This is a genomic window from Pseudomonas sp. NFACC51 (assembly GCF_900103575.1).
Taxonomy (GTDB): Bacteria; Pseudomonadota; Gammaproteobacteria; order Pseudomonadales; family Pseudomonadaceae; genus Aquipseudomonas; species Aquipseudomonas fluorescens_Q.
Genome location: NZ_FMXH01000002.1, coordinates 377,603 through 399,310 on the forward strand (window position 1 = coordinate 377,603; position 21,708 = coordinate 399,310).

The window sequence follows — 21,708 nt, forward strand, 5'->3', positions numbered from 1 at the left end:
AGCGATCCGAAAACCATGTCAAAAACTGATGTCATTGTCGTAGGGGGTGGCCTGGTGGGTATGTCCATCGCCTATGGACTGGCCTTGCTCGGGCGCCAGGTGAGCGTGCTCGACGAGGGCGATGACGCTATTCGCGCCGCCCGGGGCAACTTTGGTTTGCTCTGGGTGCAGGGCAAGGGCTACCGCATGAGCCCGTATGCCCGGTGGACGCGGGAATCGGTGGCGCTCTGGCCTCGATTCGCCGCGGCGTTGCAAGCCGATACCGGCATCGATGTCCATCTACGCCAACAGGGTGGCTTCCAGTTGTGCCTGAGCGACGCGGAAATGGCCGAGGAAAGTCATCGGCTGGCTTGGTTGCGTGACGCCTTTGCTGGCGACTACCCCTTTGAACTGCTGGACGCCGCGCAACTGCGCGCCCGCTTGCCCGGCGTTGGGCCTGATGTCGTGGGCGGCTGTTTCTCGCCCATGGACGGCCACGTCAACCCGCTCAAGCTGCTGCGCTCGCTCTATGCCGCCTGCCAGGTTCGCGGGGTCAAGCTCATCAACGGCCATCACGTCGAGGCCATCGACGCGGGCACCACGGGCTTCGAACTGCGGGCAGGAGAGCAGCGCTGGGCTGCCCGCCAGGTGGTGCTGGCCGCTGGCCTCGGCAATCGGGCGTTGGGGGCCAGGGTAGGGTTGGACGTGCCGGTGCAGCCGAACCGTGGGCAGATTCTGGTCACCGAGCGGCTTGAGCCTTTTCTGCAGTACCCCACTACCTATGTCCGCCAGACCGACGAGGGCACGCTGCAACTGGGTGATTCCCACGAGTCAACGGGCTTCGATGACGGCACCGGCAGCCAGGTCATGGCGGCTATTGCCCGGCGCGCGGTGCAGTGTTTTCCGCGGCTGGGCCAGGTACGAGTGGTGCGGGCCTGGGGGGCGCTGCGGGTGATGAGTGCCGATGGCTTTCCGATATACGAAATGCCCCAAGGCTGCCCGGGGCTGTCGATTATCAGTTGCCACAGCGGCGTGACGCTGGCTGCCGCCCATGCCTTGCGCTTGGTGCCCTGGATCGCCGGGGAATTCGATGAGCCGGCGGTGAAGCCATTCGGGTTGCAGCGTTTCAACCTGCAAGCAGAGGTGCGCCATGTCGGCTGACAGTCTGTTCCGGCCGCTGGCCTCGGGAGATCACACCGTGCAGATCGAATTTGAAGGCAGACCGCTCACAGTGCCCGCCGAGGTATCCCTGGCGGCGGCGCTGCTGGCCTGTGGCATTCGCCACACCCGCGAAAGCGCGATCAACGGTCGCCCCGGCGCCCCTTATTGCATGATGGGTGTGTGCTTCGAATGCCTGGTGGAAGTGGATGGACAAGCCAATGCCCAGGCTTGCCTGGTGCCGGTGAGTTCCGGCATGCGCGTGCGGCGCCAACGCGGAGCCGCGTGCCTGGCACCATGGCAGGAGGGCGGCGATGAGTAATGCAATCATCGACCTGATCATCATCGGCGCTGGTCCGGCGGGAATGAGCGCTGCGCTCGAAGCCAGGGCCCACGGCCTGTCGGTCGTCGTGCTGGACGAGCAGGCCAGCCCAGGCGGACAGATATATCGCCAGGTGCTCCAGGCTGACGCTCGCCGCCGCGCCGTGTTGGGTGACGACTACGTGGCCGGGGCAAAATTGGCCGCCGACTTTCTGCAATGCGGTGCCCGCTATCTGCCCAACGCAGCCATCTGGCAGGTGACGCCGCAGCGTCAGGTGCACTACCTGTTCGAGGGGCGTGCAGAAGTCTTGCAAGGGCGCCATCTGTTGATTGCCACGGGGGCCTTCGAACGGCCGATGCCGATTCCTGGCTGGACCCTGCCGGGCGTCATGACCGCCGGGGCCGGGCAGATTCTGCTCAAGAGCGCTGCCATGGTGCCGGCCACGCCAGTGGTGCTGGCCGGGTGTGGTCCATTGCTCTACTTGCTGGCGGTGCAATACCTGCGTGCAGGCGTCGCGCTTGAGGCCCTGGTGGATACCAGCCATCGGAGCGATCTGCTGCGTGCCTGGCGGGAAGTTCCCGGTGCATTGCGCGGCTGGCGTGATCTGCTCAAAGGACTGAAGCTGCTGACCGAGCTCAAGCGTGCCGGCGTCCGGCATTTTTGCGGCGCGCGCAACCTGCAGGTTGAAGGCACGGATCGGGCCTGCGCCTTGAGTTTCGACAGTCAAGGCCGCTCGCGGCGCATTCGCGCCGATTTGGTTCTGCTGCATCAAGGCGTGGTGCCCAACACCCAGGTCAGTTGGTCATTGCGCCTGGAGCACGACTGGAACGAACAGCAACTGTGCTGGATTACGCATCGCAATCAATGGGGTGAAAGCAGCGCGCCGGGCATTTTTATCGCCGGTGACGGTGGTGCCATCGGCGGTGCCCAGGTGGCGCAATTGGAGGGGCGCCTGGTCGCATTGACAATCGCCGGCCAGCCGACGCGCGCGCGCGCCCTGCAGCAGCTGTTACGCCGCGCCCGCGCCGCACGGCCGCTGCTCGACACCCTGTATCGCCCCCGGCCCCAGAATCGTATCCCCGCTGATGACGTCACGGTATGCCGCTGCGAAGAGGTCAGCGCTGGCGACATTCGCCGTTACGTCGACCTGGGTTGCCTGGGCCCCAACCAGACCAAGGCCTTCGGCCGTTGCGGCATGGGCCCGTGCCAGGGGCGCCAATGCGGTCTGAGCGTCACTGAAATCATTGCCGAACGCCGCCACGTCGCACCCGCCGAGGTGGGCTATTACCGCATCCGTTCACCCCTCAAACCCATCACGCTCGCCCAATTGGCCGGTGAGCGTCTTTCCCTCGAGGAACCTTCATGAGTATTCAACGCATCGAAAGCAACCCACGCCTGAGCCGTAGCGTCGTGCACAACAGCGTGGCCTGGCTCAGCGGTGTCGTGGCCGCCGATTGCAGCCAGGACATCGAGGGCCAGACCCGCCAGGTGCTGCAGCGGATCGATGAGCTGCTGGCCGCATCGGGCAGCGACAAGCACAGGCTGCTCAATGTGCAGATATGGATGAAAGACATGGGCCGGGATTTCGCTGCGATGAACGCAATGTGGAGCGAGTGGCTCGATGCCACGCAGACGCCAGCGCGGGCCACGGCCCAGGTGGCATTCGACGACCCGGAGATTTTGCTGGAGCTGATTGTCACGGCGGCGGTCTGAGGCCGTCGGCCGGATCACCGTTGTGCTGTCACCGGGCAGGCGACCACCAGAGCCACCGCCCGGGCTTGTTCACATTGCTGCTGCCATAACGGGCGACTTCTGCGCAGTGCCCGAAATCAATAACATCGCACCTGGAGCAAATGAATGAACGTTAAACGCATCGCCTTGAAACTGGGTCTCGTCTCGCTGCTGGCTTTCGGCACGAGCCTGCAAGCCGCCGAATCATCGTTGCGCATCGGTATTGAGGCGGCTTATCCACCATTCGCCTCAAAAACTCCGGACAACGCCATCGTCGGTTTCGACTACGACATCGGCCAGGCACTTTGCGCCGAGATGAAGGTCCGTTGTGTCTGGCAGGAACAGGAATTCGACGGTTTGATTCCAGCGCTCAAGGTGAAGAAGGTCGACGCGGTGATTTCCTCCATGTCCATCACCCCCGAGCGATTGAAGTCGGTGGACTTCACTGATCGCTATTACCGAATCCCGGCGCGCCTGGTGTTTCGCAAGGGCAGCGGCATCAACGATATTCCGGCACAACTCAACGGCAAGCGGATCGGCGTGCAGCGGGCCACCAACTTCGATCGCTATGTCACCGATCACTTTGCCCCGGCGGGCGCCGAGGTAGTGCGCTATGGTTCGCAGAACGAAATATTCCTCGACTTGCTGGGCGGGCGCCTGGACGCGACCATGGCCAGTTCGGTGGTGATCGACGAGAGCCTGCTCAAGCGTCCCGAGGGCAATGATTTCGAATTTGTCGGGCCCAATTTCACCGAGGAACAATACTTCGGCACCGGCATCGGCATTGCGGTACGCAAGAACGATACGCTGGCGGGCCGCTTCAATCAGGCACTGGCGACCATTCGCGCCAACGGCACTTACGAGCGGATTCGCCAGAAGTACTTTGACTTCGATATCTACGGCGAATGAGGTTCGAGGCTGGTTTTTGGCCCGCAGGCTATATCTGCGGGCTTCCTGTTACACAGCACGGAGTGATCCATGAAAACCAAAGCGGCACTCACTGAACAAGACGTTGCCATGTTGCTGGTAGCGGCCAAAGATCTGGCGCACCAGCGGGAATGGGCGGTGTCGATCTGTGTGGTAGACGACGGAGGCCACCCGTTGGGGCTGCTGCGCCTGGACGATGCCTCGCCGTTGTCGGCCTATATCGCTACCGAAAAAGCCCGCACGGCCGCCATGGGGCGGCGTGATAGCAAGGTTTTCGAAGACATGATCAATGGTGGTCGTTACGCGTTTCTCAGCGCTCCGCACGTGCAGGGCATGCTTGAAGGTGGGGTGAGCATTCACCATGACGGCCAGTGCATCGGTGCCATCGGGGTTTCTGGGGTCAAGGCTGAGCAGGATGCTGAATTGGCTCGCTTGGCGGTAGAGACGGTGTTGCCGGTGATTACTCCGGATTCCTGAGGCGGCTATAAACCTGTGCGAGCTTGCTCGTGATAGCGGTGGGTCAGTTACAGATGCATCTACAGACCGAACACCATCGTGAGCAAACCCGAACGCCACAAGGTTTGCACAAATCTTCCAGACACTCTCCTCATCAGCCGTTAATCTGCCAAGAGCACATTCACCAAGCGGGATAGGGCATGACAGCGCGCAACTGGATCGATCTCAAGCAGGACGCCACGTCCGGTATCGAGACCGTGCGCGCGCATTTCGAGGGGCATGCCTATGATCCCCACTGGCATGACACCTATCTGGTGGGCGTGACCGAGCAGGGCGTGCAGCAGTTTCATTGCCGCCGCCAGCAGCACAACAGTACGCCGGGCAAAGTGTTCCTGCTCGAGCCCGGCGAGCTGCATGACGGCAATGCCCCCCACGACCACGGGTTTACCTACCGCACGTTGTACCTGGAGCCTCAATGGCTGGAGCGCGAATTGCGTTCCTTGTTCGACGTGGCGCCGGACAACGCCCAGTTGGGGTTTGCCGCCACCCTGACGGACGATGCGCGGCTGGCGAGTGCCACGGCCATGGCCTTCCAGAGCCTGCACGAGCAGGAGATCCGCATCGTGCGCCAGACGGCCCTCGATACGCTGTTGGCCAACCTGACCCAACATCTGCACTGGCGGGCGCGGATCAACCCGGATCCACGGCTGCCATTGGTGGCGCAGCAGGCCCGGGATTATCTGCACAGTCACCTGAGCGAAGACATCGGGCTGGATGACTTGGCGCAGGTCACCGGCGTGGATCGTTTCCGCCTGACCCGTGCGTTCAAGGCGGCATTCGGCCTGGCGCCCCATGCTTATCTGATCCAGTTGCGCCTGGCCCGCGCCCGGCGCCTGCTGGCGCGTGGCGAGAGTGCCGTGGCGGTGGCGGCCATGCTCGGTTTTGCCGATCAAAGTCACTTGGGCCGCTGGTTCCAGCGCGCCTATCGCCTGAGCCCGGCGGACTACCGCAAGCGCTGCTCAATTGTTCCAGACTGACCATGGCTTCATCGGGATGATCAAGCGATCGATCATTCACCGAGAAGTTGCTCCATGGACCAGTTACTGCCGTTTGCCTTGTTCGCCTTTGTCGCCTCCATCACCCCGGGTCCGACCAATATCCTGGTGTTGAGCCATAGCTCGCGTTTCGGCCTGGCAACCACTGTGCCGATCATCCTCGGCGCGTGCGCGGCGGCAGCCTTGTTGGTGCTCCTGGTCGGCACCGGATTGGGGGACGTGCTGGCGCGTCATGCCACGATTCAAACATTGCTCTCATGGGCCGGCATTGCCTGGTTGAGCTGGATGGCCTGGCAGATTTTCAGCGCGCCGGCCCAGGCCATTGACCCGGACCGGCCCGCCGAAGGCCCGCGACTGGGCCTGGCGGGAGCGGCCGGGTTGCAGTTGGTGAATCCCAAGACCTGGATGATGGCGCTGGCGGTGGTCAGCGTGTTTGCCGGCGCCGAGGCTGACCGTACCGTGCGGGTGCTCTGGCTGTCCCTGGCGTTTTTCGCGATTTCCATCCCGTGCATGACCGTGTGGGCCTATCTGGGCCTCGGTGCGGCCAGGTTCTGCCGTTCCGCTGTAGCCATGAGCCGGTTCAATCGGACCATGGCGCTGTTGCTGCTGGTGTCGGCATGGGCGACGTTGGTGGTCTGAGGGATCGGAAAGAACCATTGTGGCGAGGGAGCTTGCTCCCGCTGGGGCGCGAAGCGGCCCTGAAACCTGGCGACGCGGTGAATCAGGTTGATTGAGCGGGGGCTGCTTCGCAGCCCAGCGGGAGCAAGCTCCCTCGCCACAATGGGTATCCCGGCCCATCTGGCTCTATCGCCGGTCAGCTTTGCAAGTACACCGCATGGGTATGGGTGTATTCATACAAGCCATGCTTGCCATCAGCCCCGCCCACCCCGGACTTGCGTACCCCGGCATGGAACCCCTGCATGGCTTCGAAATTTTCGCGGTTGACGTAGGTTTCGCCAAAGTCCAGGCCTCGAATGGCGTGCATGGCGCGACCCAGGTCTCGGGTGTAGATCGAAGAGGTCAGGCCATAGTCGCAGTCGTTGGCCAGGGCGATCGCTTCGTCCAGGTCGTCGATGATCTGGATGGGCAGTACCGGACCGAAAATTTCCTCGCGCATGATCTGCATCGAGGCGTTACAACCGGCCAGCACGGTGGGTTGGAAGTGGAAACCGTCGGGGCGGTCTGCCACGCGACCTCCGCTGATCAGGCTGGCACCTTGCTGCAGGGCGGTTCTCACTTTGCGCTCGACGCTGTCCAGGCCATGGCGGTTGATCAAGGGGCCCATCTCGATATCGGGCTCGGCCAGCGGGTCGCCGTAACGGGTGGCGGACATGGCCGCGCTGATGCGTTCGATGAACTGATCGGCGACCTTGCGCTCCACGTAGACCCGCTCGGCACAGTTGCAGACCTGACCGGTGTTGATGATCCGTGAGTCGCGAATCGCCTTGACCGCCAACGCCAGGTCAGCGTCCGCCAGCACAATGGCCGGGGCCTTGCCGCCCAGTTCCAGGTTGAGCTTGGTAATGTTCGGCGCCGACGCCGTCATGATCCGCGAGCCGGTATCAACGCTGCCGGTAAAGCTGATCATGTCCACGCCTTTGTGACCACTCAAGGCCGCGCCCACCTGGCCGTCGCCACACACCACGTTGAACACGCCGGGCGGCAAGTCGGTTTCGGCCACCAACCGGGCGAATTCGAAGCAGTTGTTCGGGGTTTCTTCGCTGGGCTTGATGACAATGGTGTTGCCGGTCAGCAGGGCCGGGGCCATTTTGCGAGCGATTAGGAAAAACGGAAAATTCCACGGCAGGATGCCGGCCACCACACCCAGGGGCTTGCGGAACAGGAAGATGTTTTCCCCGGGGCGGTCGCTGGTGATGATTTCGCCTTCGATGCGCCGGGCCCACTCGGCCATGTAGTCGAGGTAGTCAGCGGTGAAGTTCACCTCCACTGCGGCCAGGGCGCTGGTCTTGCCTTGTTCCAGGGTGATGGTGCGCGCCAGGTGCGCAACGTTCTCCCGCAGTTTGCCGGCGATGCGTCGCAGGTGACCGGCGCGTTCGATGGCCGGTTTGGCCGACCAGGCTTTCTGCGCGGCGCGGGCGGCAGCCAAGGCCTGATCGACATCGGCGGCGGTGGAGGCCGGGCCCCGGGACAGCAATGCACCGGTGGCCGGGTTGTACACGTCCAGGTGTGCTTCGCTGTGGGTGAACTGGCCGTTGATGAAGTTCTGGAACACAGGAACGGATGACATGGCAGGCTCCTTTTAGTAAGTGCGCGACGGCGCTTGGACGGTGGCAGGTTCGCGATAGCGGGCGAGGGTAGCCTGGGCGCTCTGGCGCAGCAGGCTGATGTCGATGGCCACCGCAATGAACTGGCAGCCCCAAGCCTGATAACGACGCGCATCGGCTTCGTTGGGCGCCAGGATGCCGCAGGCCTTGCCCGTCGCGAGGGTGGCGTCGACCGCGTGCCGGATGCGCTCCTGTACCTCGGGATGTCCCGGGTTGCCTGCATGGCCGAGACCGATGGACAGGTCGGCGGGGCCGATGAACACCGCGTCCACGCCCTCGACGGCAGCGATGGCTTCGACGTTTTCCACGCCCGTGCGCGATTCCACCTGGACGATCAGGCACAGTTCTTCATGGGCGGTGGTGAGGTAGTTCGCCACACCGTCCCAACGAGTGGCGCGGGTCAGGCCGCCGCCCACGCCACGAATGCCATGGGGCGGATAACGCATGGCGCGTACCAGGGCCTGGGCCTGTTCGGCGGTTTCGACCATGGGAATCATCAGGGTCTGGGCGCCGACATCCAGCAACTGCTTGATCAGGTTGGCGTCACCAGTCACCGCCCGCACCACCGGCGCGGTGGCATAGGGCGCCACGGCCTGGAGCTGGCCGAGTATGCTGGGTACGGTGTTGGGCGCGTGTTCGCCATCGATCAGCATCCAGTCGTAACCGGTGCCGGCGATGATCTCGGCGGCATAGCCGGTGGCGAAACCGGCCCAGATACCGTACTGGGGCTGTGTTGAGGTGAGCGCGGCCTTGAAGGCGTTGCGGGGCATGTTCATGGCGTGCTCCTTTCGCGGTGATAAGGTCGGTGCAACTGGCAATCCGGATTGAGCGTCACGCCGAAGCCAGGCTGGTCAAGGACCGACAGGCGCATGCGGCCTTCCACCGGCACCGGTTCACCCAGCAGTTGCGGGTGGAACATCGGCACCACTTCGTCGGCCTTGGGTGCCATCATCAGGAACTCGGCGAATGGGCTGTTATGCCGGGTGGCGACGAAGTGATAGCTGTAGACCGAGGAGCCGTGGGGGATTACCAGCGCGTTGTGGGCGTCGGCCAGGGCCGAGATCTTCACTAGTTCGGTGAGGCCGCCGCACCAGCCAACGTCCGGCTGGATGATGTCGCAGCAACCCATCTCCAGCAGCATGCGAAAGCCCCAACGGGTGGCCTCATGCTCACCGGTGGTCACCAGCATGCCCTTGGGCACGTTGTTGCGCAGCGCGGCGTAGCCCCAGTAGTCGTCGGGCGGCAACGCCTCTTCGATCCACTTCAAACCGTGCTCGTGGGCGCCGACCGCAAGTTTGGTGGCGTAGTTGAGGTCCAGGCTCATCCAGCAATCGAGCATCAGCCAGAAATCGGGGCCGACCCGCTCGCGCATGGTTGCCAGGGCTTCGAGATTCTTGCGCAAGCCTTCCTCGCCTTCGGCCGGGCCGTGATGCAAAGGCATCTTGCCGCCGATGAAACCCATTTTCTGCGCCAGGTCCGGCCGCGCGCCGGTGGCATAGAACTGCAATTCGTCACGCACCGCGCCGCCGAGCAATTGATGCACCGGCTCTTGGCGGATCTTGCCGAGCAAGTCCCAGAGCGCCAGGTCCACGCCGGAAATCGTGTTGATCACCAGGCCCTTGCGGCCGTAGTAGAGCGTGGACTGGTACATCTGGTCCCAGATCTTCTCGATGTCGGTCACCCGGGCGCCTTCGACGAATCGTGCCAGGTGCTTTTCAACGATGTAGGCCGCGGGCTCGCCACCGGTGGTCACGGCGAACCCGACGGTGCCATCGCTGGCTTCGATTTCCACCACCAGGGTGCCGAGCACATTGATGCCGAAACTGCGGCGGCTCTGGCGATAGTCCGGGTACTTGCTCATGGGCGTGGCGATGTGATCGTCGATCCAGTGGCCGTCGGCTTGGTCGTGATAGTCCGCGCCGCCGCCTCGAAGCACGAAGGCGCGAACGTGTTTGATTGTGGGAATACCCATATGTGCAGCTCCTTGAGTTAAACAGTGGCGGGCGTCTTCGAAGCGCGTTGGCCGGGCGAGTGGATACCCAGCACCAGCAACGCGGCGATAACGGTGGTAACGGAGAGCAGGTAGAGGCCTGCGGCGGGAGAGTGGAAGGCGCCTTCGGCCCAATTCTTCAGCACCGGGGCGATAAAGCCGCCGAGGGCGCCAAAGGAGTTGATCAACGCGATGCCCGCTGCTGCCGCGCTGCCGGCCAGGTAGCTGGATGGAAAGGTCCAGAACACCGGCTGCACGGCGATGAAGCCGGAAGCGGCGAAGCACAGGGCGATGATTCCCAGCAATGGGCTGGAAACGCTCACCGAGCAGGCGATTCCGGCGGCCGCCATCAGCAGGGTCAACGCGGCGGTACGGCGGCGCTGGCCGGTGCGGTCGCTGTAACCGGGAATCAGGTAGGCCGCGCACAGCGCGCAGATCCATGGAATGGCCGTGACCAGCCCCACCATCAACCCGACCTTGCTGCCCAACAGACCGCCGACCTGGGTCGGCAGGTAAAACACCACGCCATAGACGCTGGCCTGGATCAGCAGATAAATCAGGCACAGGTACAACACCGAAGGTTGGCACAGCACGCTGAGCAGGCTGCGGCCGTGGGATTGTTTGTGCAGGTCCTCGGCATCGAGCAGCGCCTGGACCTGCCGGCGTTCCTCGACCGTCAGCCATTTGGCATCGGCGGGGCGGTTGTCCAGGTACCAATAGGCCCAGATGCCCACAGCCGAGGCCATCAGGCCTTCAACGGCGAACAACCACTGCCAGCCGTGAACACCGGCAAAACCGTCCAGCTCCAACAGCAGGCCCGACAGCGGGCTGCCAAAGATGAACGCCAGCGGCGCGCCGAAGTAGAAGAAGCCCATGGCCTTGCCCCGGGCCGCCGAGGGGAACCAATAGGTGAGGTAGAGGATGACACCGGGAAAGAACCCGGCTTCGGCCACGCCCAGCAAGAAGCGCAGCACGTAGAAACTGGTTTCGTTGTGGGCAAAGACCATGGCCGCCGACACCAGCCCCCAGGTGACCATGATCCGGCACATCCACAACCGCGCACCGACGCGGTGCAGGATCAGGTTGCTGGGCACTTCCAGCAGTGCATAACCGGCGAAGAACACGCCCGCACCAAACGCGAATGCGGCGTCGCCGATACCGGTGTCGGCCTGGAAGGCCTGTTTGGCGAAGCCAACGTTGGCCCGGTCGAGAAAAGCCATGATGTACATCAGTAGCAGGAAGGGCAGCAGGCGCCAGGAAATCTTGGCCAGTACAGACACAGGAAGAGTCTTCATCGCGGGAGTCCTTTAGCAGGTATTTGTTCTTATGGGCTGGACTGTACGGCGGGCGATTGATGCGTTACAAATCGAATCTCGCTAACAACCGATACCTTGAAGGTATCGGTAATCAGGGGCCTATCAATGACTCATCCTGTATTGTCGCGCAGTCTGTTCAACCGCCTGCGCTACAAACATTTGCACATGCTGGTGGCCTTGAGCGCCAGCCAGAACCTGCACCGGGCATCCCAGAGCCTGAACATGTCGCAACCGGCGGCGACCCGGATGCTGCACGAGATCGAGGACATGTTCGGTTGCGACCTGTTCGAGCGCCTGCCCCGGGGTATGCGCCCGACCGCCCTGGGCCAGGAACTGATCCGCTTCGCCGAGTTAGCCCTCAGCGGCCTGGATCGCTGCGCCGAAGATCTGCTGGCGCGCCAACAGGGCGGTTATGGTTACCTGTCCATCGGCACCATCATGGGAGCGGCGCCGGACTTGGTCATGGATTCCATCGCGCGGATCAAGGCGCTCAATCCGCAGCTGCGAATCCGCATCATGGGCGATACCAGCGACCAGGTGATCCAGTTGCTGGAGCAAGGTCGCATCGACCTGGCCATCGCCCGACGCAACGCTGCCACCGACAGCGAGCACTACGACTTCGAACAACTGGGCAATGAACGACTGCTGGTGGTAGTCCACGCCGGCCATCCCCTGGCACGGCGCAAAAAACTGGCCCTGGCCGAACTGGTCAGCGACTGGCCATGGATCCTGCAACCGGAAACCAGCCCGGCGCGCATCGGCCTCGATCAGGCGCTGCAACGCCTGGCGTTGCCAATGCCAGCGGACATCATCGAGTGCAGCTCGGTGTATTCCATGCAGCAGCTGATCCAGCTGACCGACGCGATCATGGTGCTCTCGGAAACGGCGTTGCGCGATTACCTGAAAATGGGCCTGGTGGTGGCGCTGCCAGTGGCACTGGACGTACAACTGGCGCCGTTTGGCATGTTGCGGCGCAAGGGTGAGCCGGTGAACCGGGAGCTGGGACTGTTCATTGACCTGCTACGCACCCAGGCCGCGGCGCGAAGGTAGCACCGATTCGCTTGCTGCGCTGACGCCCGCAACCCCTTGCAACGGTTGCGCGGTTTCAAAAAAAAATCAGTTTGGAGAGCATCGGCCACCTCAACGCATTCAATCGCCCCCAAGGAAGGAGGTCCAACATGTCCACACTCGAGACCCATGTCGAGTTCATCCACGCCAGGCTGCCCATCTGGTTGAAACGCGCCTCGCGAGCCCACCAGAAACGGTTCAAGGTCCTGACCCAGCAATTGCAACGCGACAGCGACACCCTCAATGCGCTGATGGTCGACTTGCCGGCCCCCGATACCTTTACGCGCGACCTGCTGCTGGCTCAGCCGCCCGTGCAGGCCTGGGGACCGGTGAAGGGCAAGGGCGGCGTCGTGGAGGCGGTACGTCGGGCGCGGATCAAGCGCGATGCCTTCGGCACCTCGTTGTCGGTGGTCGAAGCGGCCATGCGCAATTACCCTCCCGCCGATGCCGCCGTCGGCAGCGAGTTCGACAAGAAAGGCGAGCTGTTCATCAAGGGCCAGCCCGGGGAGTTCCATCGCTGGGGCGCTCCGTCAGCGACCCTGCCGCTGCCCATGACCCCGGCCAGTTTCGCCCTTCTGTGTCGAAGCATGGACGCGGGTGGCGCTTACCAGCGTTTGCTCGCACAGCGGCTGCCGCATATCGGCGCTGAGGTTCCCGCCGTTGCCAAGGCTTACATGGCCTATGCACGCAGTCAGCTGGCCTACGACGCCTACGAGGCGAAGCTGGATGGGCGCCTGGATGAGACCGGTGAGCGTTTGCTGGCCTATGTCGGTGTGCAGCTCGAAGATCGGCCCGTGGAGCCTCTGGCTTGCGAGATCAAGGCACTGGAAGTGCTGTCTGTGCCGTTGTTCGGTGCTCGGGTCTACTGGGGGGTGGCAGGGAACGCCCAGGGCGTACGCCCGGTGGTCTTGCACTTGCCCCATGACGTGGTGGCGCCCGTCAAGCAATTCCCCAGCCTGCAGGCCATGGCAGCACAGCTGGCCGAACGATTGCGCAAGCGCAGTTATCGCCAGAGCCTGATGCGTTACCTCCCGTTGCGCCTGCAAGCCCAACTGGGCGATGCCCTGCATGATCAGGTGGAATGGGAGATAAAGGACAACCTCAATCTGTTCCAGGAAATCCATGCGCGTGTGACCGGCTGGCGAGAAGGGGAGCTGGGCGAGGGTGGCAACCCCAGGCGTATCCGGGTGCCGACGCCCCACGTGCCCTGGAGTCTTGGCGATGTGCGCAAAAATCAATGGGACGATCGCTATCACGAATGGCGCACCCATATCCTGGCCAATGCCTCGACGCTGATGGTCCCCACCAAGGACCAGGACTGGCAGGCGCTGCTGGCACGCTTCGAGTATTGGGAAAGCCTCGCGGAGCGTTCGCTGATGCTCGCCGTCAGTTTCATCCCGTTTTGCGCACCGATTGGCATGGCCGCAGCGGCGGTGGGCGGGGTACGCCTGGTGTATGAGTTCTTCGAAGGTATCCAGGCATTCAACGAAGGCCACGCCCAGGAAGGCATCGACCATATCTTCAACGTCTTGTTTGGGATCGCTCAAGGTGCCTATCTGGGTTTTATCGGCGGGGCCGTTGAACCCATGCCGCTGAGTGACGGTACGACACGCCTGTGGAATGGCGATGTCACGCCGTTCCAGGCCCGGCAGCGCCCCCCCTTGGTGGCCGAACAGGACGCCTGGGGTGTTTGGCGCACGGCCGACCAGGCGTGGGTGCAGGTCGAGGGCCAGTATTTCGAGGTGCAAGGGACTGCCGACGCCTTGGGCTTGCGCCTGCCCGCCGGCCATCGAGGCGTGACGCCTCTGCTGGAATGGAGCCGTGCTCGCGGCTGGCGCTGGGCGCACCGCAACCCATTGCAGCGCAGCAACCTGGAACTGCTGCGCGACTTTGCCGAAACGCCAGGCGAGCTGGACGACAAGACGATCCTTGCCTTGCAGCGACAGGCCAGCATCAGTGAGGCGCACCTGCGTTACCTGCAAGTGGAAGGACAGCCGCTGCCGGCGCTATTCGCCGACGCCCTGAGTGAAGCGCGCAACTGGCAAAAGGTGCAGCAGACCATTGGCCGTCTGCGGCGTGATGAAGCGCCCGGGCATGTGCCTGTGCAAATCGCCCACACCCTTGTGGATTTGCCGGGTTGGCCAAGCGAGCTGAGGCTGCGTTATCACGACGGCGGGCAGGCTCACGTCACCGGTGACACAGCCGCTACGCGCGTGCTCGACGTACACGACGCAGACCTGGAGCAAGACGCCTGGGCGGATCGCATCCTGGCCGGATTGAGCCTGAATGAACAGCGCACGCTGCTGGGGCAAAGCCCCCTCGGACTGCGCCCGGTGGAGCGCAGCCGGTTGTTGGCCGGGCGCTGGTCCGACTACCTGGAACGCCATGGGACGCAAGTGAGCGCTGCCCTGGCCCGGCCCGCAGTGCTCGATCCGCAGGCCGTTCCCGTGGCGCGTGCTTTCCCGGGCCTGCCGGAGTCCTTGGCCAACGAACTGGCCAGCCAGGCTCGAGGCCAGGACCGGCTGCGCCTGCTTGAAGGCCGGGTGACCGGGCGCCTGGGCAAGCAATGTGTAGAAGCCCTGAGCGAGCTGCGCCTGACCCGTGCCTTGCGCGCCCTGGAGCGCGGCGAAAGCAGCGCCGACCGGGACGCCATGGTCATGGGGTTGCTTGGCGACACTGCGCGATTACACGGTCGGCTGCACCTGCGTCTGTCCTCGCCCGAGCAGCAAGGCCCGCTCACGGTGGGAGAGGCAGGGCCTTTGAAAGTCATTCGCCAGGAGGACGGCCAATACCGTCCTTTTGACGAAGCGGATAACGAACTGGCCGGGCCTTCGAGCCTGGAAGAAGCGTTGCTCAGGGCGATGCCGGACGAAGCACGCAATGCCTTGGGCCTGAATATCTGGGACGCAGCCAAGCTGCGTGAGGCCCTTCTTGGGCAAGCCCTGGATGATCGACAGAGTCTGCGTCCGTACCTGCGACTCAAGCGCTTCGACAACATGAATGAGGGGCCGCAGTGGCTGAACGGATACTTTGGTTATCCCATGAGCGGCCGTGGCCGACTGCCGTTGCGGCGCTGGCTTGGCACCCTCCAAGGGCGCCTTGAACGGCTGTATCCCCACCATACCGGAGCCGCCTTCGAGGGGTTGCAACGCAGCTTGACCGAGCAGGCCGAGCGTGAAGGCATCAGTCTCGATGACCTGGTTGGCCGGTTGACGACTGAATGGGCAACCCTGGATGAAGGGCTGCGCCAATGGGAGGTTGAGGAGGGCCTTCATCACCCTAACGAGGGCCGTTACAACCGTGATGAACTGATTTCGGTGCGCAGGGAGGTGACGAGGGAAATCCGCCGGGCCTGGCGACGTGAACCCGATCCGGACCGGGAAGATAGCGAGCTGATATTGCGTCTATCGGGGTGGGACATCGGCCGGCTTCCGCCCCTCAGCGCGCGTTTCGACCATATCGAAGAGCTGATGTTGGCGCACATGGGCTTGAGTGAAGACCCCTCGGATTTCCTGCGGCTGTTTCCCAATATCGAGACGCTGCGCCTGCACGGCAATAATCTCACTACCGTGCCAGCGGCGGCCGGCGAGTTTCGCAACCTGCTGGAGCTGTCATTGGGCAGGAATCCACTCAACCTGGACGCGGAGGTATTCGCCCCCTTGCTGGGCGCCGACCGTGCTCCTCGTCTGGAGGAACTGAACCTGTCCGAGGTGAGCGGCGGGACCGTACCCGGTGCCGACCGAGCCGTGGCCATCGGTCGCTTGGCGGAGCTGCCCTCGCTACGGGAACTGGTATGGTCCGACAACTTGCATTTCACCCCCGAGGAATTGCAGGCCATCACCGCTTTACCGGGATTGCGCACCCTGGACCTGGCTCGCTGTGGCCTGCGCCTGGATGAAGAGGGCAGTGCATTCCTGCGTAGCGCCACGACCGTCAGGGATTTACGGCTGAGCGGTAACAACTGTCGCGATTTACCGGACCTCCCCGAACTGGTGTCCTTGGAGGCGCTGGAGCTGGCCAACGCCGGGCTTGAACGCGTTCCCGCGCTGGCATTGCGGTTGCTCTCGAAAACATCATCCGAGCCAATCTTCATCGACCTCAAGGGCAATCGCATCACTGACATTCAGGGTGACTTGATCCCGGCGCTGGGCAACCTGCCAACGGGGAATACCCTTGGGCTTTGGCTCGAAGATAATCCACTGCCCAGCGCCCAGATCCGAATCCTGCGGGCCGTGGACCCCCAGGCTTTTCGCTACACCGTCGACGACTGGCTTGATCCCTTCAACGAACTCCAGCGGGCGTTGGAAGTGGCCCGCGACGATGCCGGCGGGCGGCGTTTCATCGATTGGTACTCCGGCCTCATCCGTGACGCCGATGCCGATGTGTCGGGCGGGTTGGCCGCCGGCGATCGACAAAGGGCGACCAGCATCCTGCAGTACTACACCGGTTTCCCGGACATCTATGCCGACCTCTCGGCACGGGTTGCGGATTTCGACCAGCAATTGGCTCAACTGCGCACACGCTTGCAGGCCCGCGTGCTGGACAGGCAACCGCCGGACGTCCCCGAACTGGAGGCGCATTTCCTGATGTTCCAGGCGGTTCAACGTGCCCGCCTCGAGCCGCAAAGGGTGCCTTTCGCGAGCTTCCTGGGCCGCCACCATGACTATTGGGGCAGAGTATTGAGCGGGCGTTATCCCGACGTCTCGCAGTTGCGGGCGGCCATGACACGGGAAGGCTTCATCAACTGGCTCAGCGACGCCCAGGACTCCTTTAACGGCAACGATCAAATACCCCGCGTCGGCGAACTGACCTGGCGTCCCTACCTGGGGTTGATGTCCCGCGAGTGGTCCGACGGCTTGGCGATCTGGGACACCGTGGAAGACGATCTGGTGGATGCCTTCAGCGAGCCGGTGGACCCTTCCCATTGGCCCCAGGTATTGCTGGATAACCTGGCACACCCGGAAGCCGACCTGCCCAGTGCCCTGGAATCCGTCACCGGGCCAGAAGGGATCGTCTGGCACCGTGTGAGGCTCGAGGCGGTGGCGGATGTGGATTGGGCCGCCGGCCAGCCGGTGACGCTCAGCGAAGACCAGTTGCGGCGCACCATGGCCATCTATCGCTCGGTCAAGAGCCGGGAGGTTGAAGGGATGGTCAAGCGGATCACCACAGGCCTGGTCAGCCCTTGGTGGTCGTTGCGCACGCAATAGAGGTTACTGGCCGGCACCCTCGCCAGAGGCCGTCATCCTGAACACCAGCGCTTTCAGGCCACACGCCATGTCGGCATCTGGAAACTCCGGCGGATTCGCCAGCCGCTGTTCGAACACCAGGCCCGGTGCTTCGCGGGTGACGCCGTCGATGAGGAAGTCCGGGCCGGTGGCCGGGTCGTTGCTGCAGGCCAGGACCGTGCCGTCGGTGGTCAGCAGTTCCGGCAGGCGGCGCAGGACGCGCTGGTAATCCTTGGTCAGCAGGAAACTGCCTTTCTGGAAGGTGGGCGGGTCGATGATCACCAGGTCATACGGCCCGCTGTTGATCACCTTGCCCCAGGACTTGAATAAATCGTGGCCGAGGAAACTCACCTGGCCCAGGTCATGGCTGTTCAGGCGATGGTTGTCGCGACCTCGGCTCAGGGCCGCACGTGACATGTCCAGGTTGACCACGTGCCGCGCGCCGCCGGCGATGGCTGCCACCGAGAAACCGCAGGTGTAGGCGAACAGATTCAACACTCGCTTGCCGTTGGCATTGGCCCGCACCCAGTCGCGGCCATAACGCATGTCGAGGAACAGGCCGTTGTTCTGCTTCTTGCCCAGATCGATCCGGTAACGCAGGCCGCCTTCGGTCAGGGTCCATTCGTCAATGGGCTCGCCCACCAGCCATTGGGTGAGGCTTTGCGGCAGGTAGCGGTGCTGTACGGCCAGCGTATGGGCCTTGCTGTGTTGCCAGGCCGACGACGTAGCGAGCGCCAGCAGTGTCGCGATCAAATCCTCCAGGTGCGTGGGTTCCGGTTCCTTGAACAGCGAGACCAGGACCACCCCTTGTAACCAGTCGACAGTGATTTGCTCCAGGCCCGGCCAGCAGCGCCCGCGGCCATGGAACAGGCGCCGGGTTTCTTCTGGCGCCGACTCCAGGGCAGTCAGCAAATGGGCGTGAAGGGTTTGAACGGCTTCAGGGTTCATCGCAAAGGCCAGCAATTCGAAGGGCCGGCATTCTAACCACCCGTGACCCTTGTGGCGAGGGAGCTTGCTCCCGCTGGGGTGCGTAGCAGCCCCCATCCGTAGCCGGCCCAATCAACAGTGTGAGCGCTTTGCACTCAAGCGGGAGCAAGCTCCCTCGCCACGGGGGCCGTGCCTAACTGCCGCTGGTCGCAAGGATACTGGCAACCTGTTGCGGCTGGCAGTTGAGGTACGCCGAACGCTTGAGCCAACTGGGGTCCGGATACCAGGAAAACATGAATTGACCGCCCTTGAGCTTGTCGATCACCTGGCGCGCCACCTGGGGGCGTACGGCAGGGCAACCCTGGCTGCGCCCGATGCGGCCCTGGCGCACGCTCCACAACGGGTTCACGTAGTCGGCGGCATGGATCACGATGGCCCGATCACGGGCCAGGTCATTGAAACCCGGCTCCAGGCCGTCCATGCGCAACGAATAGCCGTGGGTGCCCTGGTAGCTTTCCTGGGTGCGAAACAGGCCCAGGCTGGATTGGTAGCTGCCCAGGCGATTGGAGAATTGCGTCGCGAAGTTTTCCCCGGATTTTTGCCCGTGGGCCACCAGGTCACGCAATACCAGCTTCTTTTGACGCAGGTCGAAGATCCACAGGCGACGGGCCGTGGAGGGTTGCGAGTAGTCGATGACCGCCAGGTGGCGGGCCTGGCTGGCACCATTGGCGACCGCGCATTGCATGGCGCTCAGGGCACTTTTGAGCGCCTGGGGATTGAGTTCCGGCGCTGCGTGGGCGAGGCTGTTGTAGAGCGTTTGCGAATTCGTCTTCTTTTCGGCCAGTGCCGGGCTGCAAATGACGCCCAGGCCCAGCATGACCAGGCAGAGTCGGCGCAAAAAGCCCTGTACAGGCGAAGCGTTTCCAGCGTGGTGTTCGTTCGCGGCATCCCGTCCGATTTCGTTTGTTTGCATGATGGCGGGTCGTACCTGTCGCAAAATTCACCGTCAACGAGACGGCCATGGAGTGGAGTAAAGCAGTTGTTCAAAAAGTCCGCATGTTACCTGAGCCTTTTATTGCTCACTGCGCCATTGGTCGCCACAGCCGAAGACAGCGATCCGGCGCTCGTGCAGACCACACTGGCGCAATTGGCGGTCGCGTGCCCGGACGTCGTGGTGGGCGTCGATTTTCCGACGCAGCTCGATTTGCAATCGTTCTATCAGCAAAACGCAGGCCAGGAAGTCTGGTCGGATGACGAACGACGGGGGGCGTTGCAGGTCCAGTTGCAACAACTGGCCGACGACGGTCTCGATCCCGGGCGCTATGGCTTGCCGGTCGAGGGGGCGACCCAAGGCCCTCATTGTGCCGACATCGCCATCAGCCGGCGCTACCTGCAAGCCTTGCATGACCTGCGTTTCGGCTACCTGCCTCAAGACCGGCTGGAACCGGTGTGGAAGGCCAATCCACCGCCACAGGACCATCCGGCCGTGGTGTTGGCCATCGCCGGGCTGGGCCTGCGGAACCTGGCCGACGCTTTTGAACAGGCACGGCCGAACCTGGACCTCTACCGCAACCTGCGTGGCCTCTATGCCCGGCTGCGACAACAGCCTTTAGCCGAATGGCAAGCGGTGCCGGGCGGGCCGTTGCTGCAACCGGACAAACAGGACGCCCGCGTACCCGCCCTGGCCCAACGACTGTTCAACGAGGGTTACCTGAGTACGCCGCCGCAGTTGAGCGACGAGCACTACAGCCCCATGCTGGTGGAGGCGATGAAGAGCTTCCAGGCCCAGCATTCGTTGCAGGCCGATGGGGTGGTGGGGCCGTGGACCGTCACCGAGCTGAACATCAGCCCGGCCATGCGCCGCGAGCAGCTGCGCATCAACCTGGAGCGCATGCGCTGGCTGGCCCAGGACGTGGAGGCCGACAGTGTCCTGGTCAACGTGGCAGCGGCGCAGTTGACGGTCTACCAGGGCGGCGCCCCGGTGTGGCAAACCCGCACCCAGGTGGGCCGCGCGCAACGGCAGACGCCGTTGCTCAAATCCCACGTCACCCGACTGACACTCAACCCGACCTGGACCATTCCGCCGACCATCATGCGCGAAGACAAACTGCCCGAGATCCGCCGCGATCCGGAGTTTCTCAGCCGCCACAACCTGCGGATTCTCGATGGTGATGGCCTGCCATTGCTGGCGGAAGATATCGACTGGGAGCACCCGGGCAACCTCATGTTGCGCCAGGATCCAGGCCCGAAGAACCCGTTGGGCAAAATGGCGATTCGTTTTCCCAACCCGTTTTCGGTGTACCTGCATGACACACCGAGCCAGGCACTGTTCAGCAAAGGCCCGCGAGCCTTCAGTTCAGGCTGCGTGCGGATCGAGCAAGTGATGCGCCTGCGCGACTTGCTGGTAAGCCCGGCCGAACGCGCCCGCACTGAGACGTTGCTGGCCAGTGAGTCGACCCACGAGTTCAGGCTGGCCCGGCCCGTGCCGATCCTGCTGGGCTACTGGACAGCACAAGCGGACAGCCAGGGCCAGGCGGTGTACGTTCCGGATATCTACGGGCGTGACGCGACACTGTCGGCCGCCCGTGGTCGCGCGCTCTGAGTTCAGGCGCATGCGGTCGCGGGGGCATGGGTGGTTTCGTCGAGCGTTGCGAACAAGCGCTGGCCGATAATGCCGGCGGTCTGCAGATGTTGTTGTGGATCGGCGGTTTCCGAGTCGAGCAAGCGCTGGGAACTCACCACGCGGGCGCCGCAGTAACCGAAAATGCCATGGTCGATCTGCGTGGTCATGGCCTCACCGTAGCCGTGGCGCTGGAAGCTGTCGGCATCGGCGCCGCCGACCCCCACCAGATGGACCTGCAAGTGCTGCAATTTCTGGATGAAGGGCTTGTCGAGGCTGAAATCGAATGCCCAGCCGTTGGAAAACACCCGGTCGATCCAGCCCTTGAGCAGCGCCGGCATGGACCACCAGTAAATCGGATAGACCAGCACCAGCGTATCGGCACGGTCGATTCTGGCTTGCTCGGCCAGCACATCCGCCGGCGGCAAGGCTTCGCGGTGGTGCACGGCATGGTCGGCAAAGCTGAAACGCGGATCGAAGCCTTCGGCGGCCAGGTCGGCGATCTCGAACGTATCGGCGGGGTTGGCGCGGGTGATGCCTTCGGCGATTTTTCCGGCCAGGCTGTGGGTGAGGGAGCGCGGATCGTGGTGAGCCACAACGATGAGTGCATGCATGGCGAAACTCCTTCTGGTCACGAGGTCTTGATGAC

Annotated in this window: 18 protein-coding genes; 11 read left to right on the forward strand and 7 right to left on the reverse strand. The window is 63.4% G+C overall.

Features of this window, described 5'->3' with window-relative positions; genetic code table 11:
- Positions 1-15: 15 nt before the first annotated feature.
- The 8 genes from BLT00_RS05680 (at position 16) to BLT00_RS05715 (ending at position 6,267) form a co-directional block, all read left to right on the forward strand.
- Positions 16-1,140 carry an NAD(P)/FAD-dependent oxidoreductase gene (locus tag BLT00_RS05680; protein WP_086936577.1) on the forward strand — a complete coding sequence of 375 codons (1,125 nt, stop codon included), beginning with the start codon at positions 16-18 and terminating at the stop codon, positions 1,138-1,140.
- Positions 1,130-1,459: a (2Fe-2S)-binding protein gene (locus BLT00_RS05685; RefSeq protein ID WP_092143192.1), complete on the forward strand. Its 330-nt coding sequence runs from the start codon at positions 1,130-1,132 to the stop codon at positions 1,457-1,459. Before BLT00_RS05680 ends, BLT00_RS05685 begins: the two co-directional genes overlap by 11 nt.
- Entirely contained in the window at positions 1,452-2,825 is a 1,374-nt protein-coding gene (locus BLT00_RS05690; RefSeq protein WP_092143195.1) for an FAD/NAD(P)-dependent oxidoreductase, read from the forward strand. The genes BLT00_RS05685 and BLT00_RS05690 overlap by 8 nt, the downstream gene beginning before the upstream one ends.
- Complete coding sequence (locus BLT00_RS05695; RefSeq protein WP_092143198.1) at positions 2,822-3,172, forward strand: RidA family protein; 351 nt, start codon at positions 2,822-2,824, stop codon at positions 3,170-3,172. The genes BLT00_RS05690 and BLT00_RS05695 overlap by 4 nt, the downstream gene beginning before the upstream one ends.
- A gap of 144 nt (positions 3,173-3,316) precedes the next feature.
- Positions 3,317-4,099 carry an ABC transporter substrate-binding protein gene (locus BLT00_RS05700; protein ID WP_063321187.1) on the forward strand — a complete coding sequence of 261 codons (783 nt, stop codon included), beginning with the start codon at positions 3,317-3,319 and terminating at the stop codon, positions 4,097-4,099.
- Positions 4,100-4,168: 69 nt separating this feature from the next.
- Positions 4,169-4,594: a GlcG/HbpS family heme-binding protein gene (locus BLT00_RS05705; protein ID WP_092143201.1), complete on the forward strand. Its 426-nt coding sequence runs from the start codon at positions 4,169-4,171 to the stop codon at positions 4,592-4,594.
- Between the two features lie 179 nt (positions 4,595-4,773).
- Positions 4,774-5,610 carry an AraC family transcriptional regulator gene (locus BLT00_RS05710; protein WP_092143204.1) on the forward strand — a complete coding sequence of 279 codons (837 nt, stop codon included), beginning with the start codon at positions 4,774-4,776 and terminating at the stop codon, positions 5,608-5,610.
- 54 nt (positions 5,611-5,664) lie between these two features.
- Positions 5,665-6,267: a LysE family translocator gene (locus BLT00_RS05715; protein WP_092143207.1), complete on the forward strand. Its 603-nt coding sequence runs from the start codon at positions 5,665-5,667 to the stop codon at positions 6,265-6,267.
- Positions 6,268-6,442: 175 nt separating this feature from the next.
- Here the strand turns inward: BLT00_RS05715 and aldA are convergent, their stop codons facing one another.
- Genes aldA through BLT00_RS05735 form a run of 4 tightly spaced genes read right to left on the reverse strand, consistent with a single transcriptional unit; the run spans position 6,443 to position 11,198 of the window.
- Positions 6,443-7,876, reverse strand: coding sequence for an aldehyde dehydrogenase (gene aldA / locus BLT00_RS05720; RefSeq protein ID WP_092143210.1), 1,434 nt, complete (start codon positions 7,874-7,876; stop codon positions 6,443-6,445).
- 12 nt (positions 7,877-7,888) lie between these two features.
- The gene (locus BLT00_RS05725) at positions 7,889-8,689 is read right to left on the reverse strand and encodes an aldolase/citrate lyase family protein (protein WP_063321192.1); all 801 of its coding nucleotides are present in this window, start codon (positions 8,687-8,689) and stop codon (positions 7,889-7,891) included.
- Positions 8,686-9,885, reverse strand: a complete 1,200-nt coding sequence (rhmD, locus tag BLT00_RS05730) for an L-rhamnonate dehydratase (protein WP_046064328.1) — start codon at positions 9,883-9,885, stop codon at positions 8,686-8,688. Before rhmD ends, BLT00_RS05725 begins: the two co-directional genes overlap by 4 nt.
- A 17-nt stretch (positions 9,886-9,902) precedes the next feature.
- Positions 9,903-11,198, reverse strand: a complete 1,296-nt coding sequence (locus BLT00_RS05735; RefSeq protein ID WP_092143213.1) for an MFS transporter — start codon at positions 11,196-11,198, stop codon at positions 9,903-9,905.
- A 126-nt stretch (positions 11,199-11,324) separates the two neighbouring features.
- Between BLT00_RS05735 and BLT00_RS05740 the strand changes: the two genes are divergently transcribed.
- A complete protein-coding gene (locus BLT00_RS05740) occupies positions 11,325-12,269 on the forward strand; it encodes a LysR family transcriptional regulator (protein ID WP_063321195.1) in 945 nt (314 codons plus the stop codon).
- Between the two features lie 128 nt (positions 12,270-12,397).
- Complete coding sequence (locus BLT00_RS05745) at positions 12,398-17,494, forward strand: dermonecrotic toxin domain-containing protein (protein ID WP_092143216.1); 5,097 nt, start codon at positions 12,398-12,400, stop codon at positions 17,492-17,494.
- A gap of 3 nt (positions 17,495-17,497) precedes the next feature.
- On the opposite strand, the gene BLT00_RS05750 is transcribed toward BLT00_RS05745, so the two are convergent.
- Positions 17,498-18,460, reverse strand: coding sequence for a class I SAM-dependent methyltransferase (locus tag BLT00_RS05750; RefSeq protein ID WP_092143219.1), 963 nt, complete (start codon positions 18,458-18,460; stop codon positions 17,498-17,500).
- Between the two features lie 172 nt (positions 18,461-18,632).
- On the reverse strand, positions 18,633-19,316 hold the full coding sequence (locus tag BLT00_RS05755; RefSeq protein WP_092143714.1) for a murein L,D-transpeptidase catalytic domain family protein: 684 nt from the start codon (positions 19,314-19,316) through the stop codon (positions 18,633-18,635).
- Between the two features lie 162 nt (positions 19,317-19,478).
- On the opposite strand from BLT00_RS05755, the gene BLT00_RS05760 reads away from it, so the two are divergent.
- Positions 19,479-21,041 (forward strand): L,D-transpeptidase family protein, encoded by a 1,563-nt coding sequence (locus BLT00_RS05760; RefSeq protein ID WP_092143222.1) that lies wholly within the window; start codon positions 19,479-19,481, stop codon positions 21,039-21,041.
- Between the two features lie 2 nt (positions 21,042-21,043).
- Here the strand turns inward: BLT00_RS05760 and BLT00_RS05765 are convergent, their stop codons facing one another.
- Positions 21,044-21,673, reverse strand: coding sequence for an NAD(P)H-dependent oxidoreductase (locus tag BLT00_RS05765; protein WP_092143225.1), 630 nt, complete (start codon positions 21,671-21,673; stop codon positions 21,044-21,046).
- Positions 21,674-21,708: the final 35 nt, after the last annotated feature.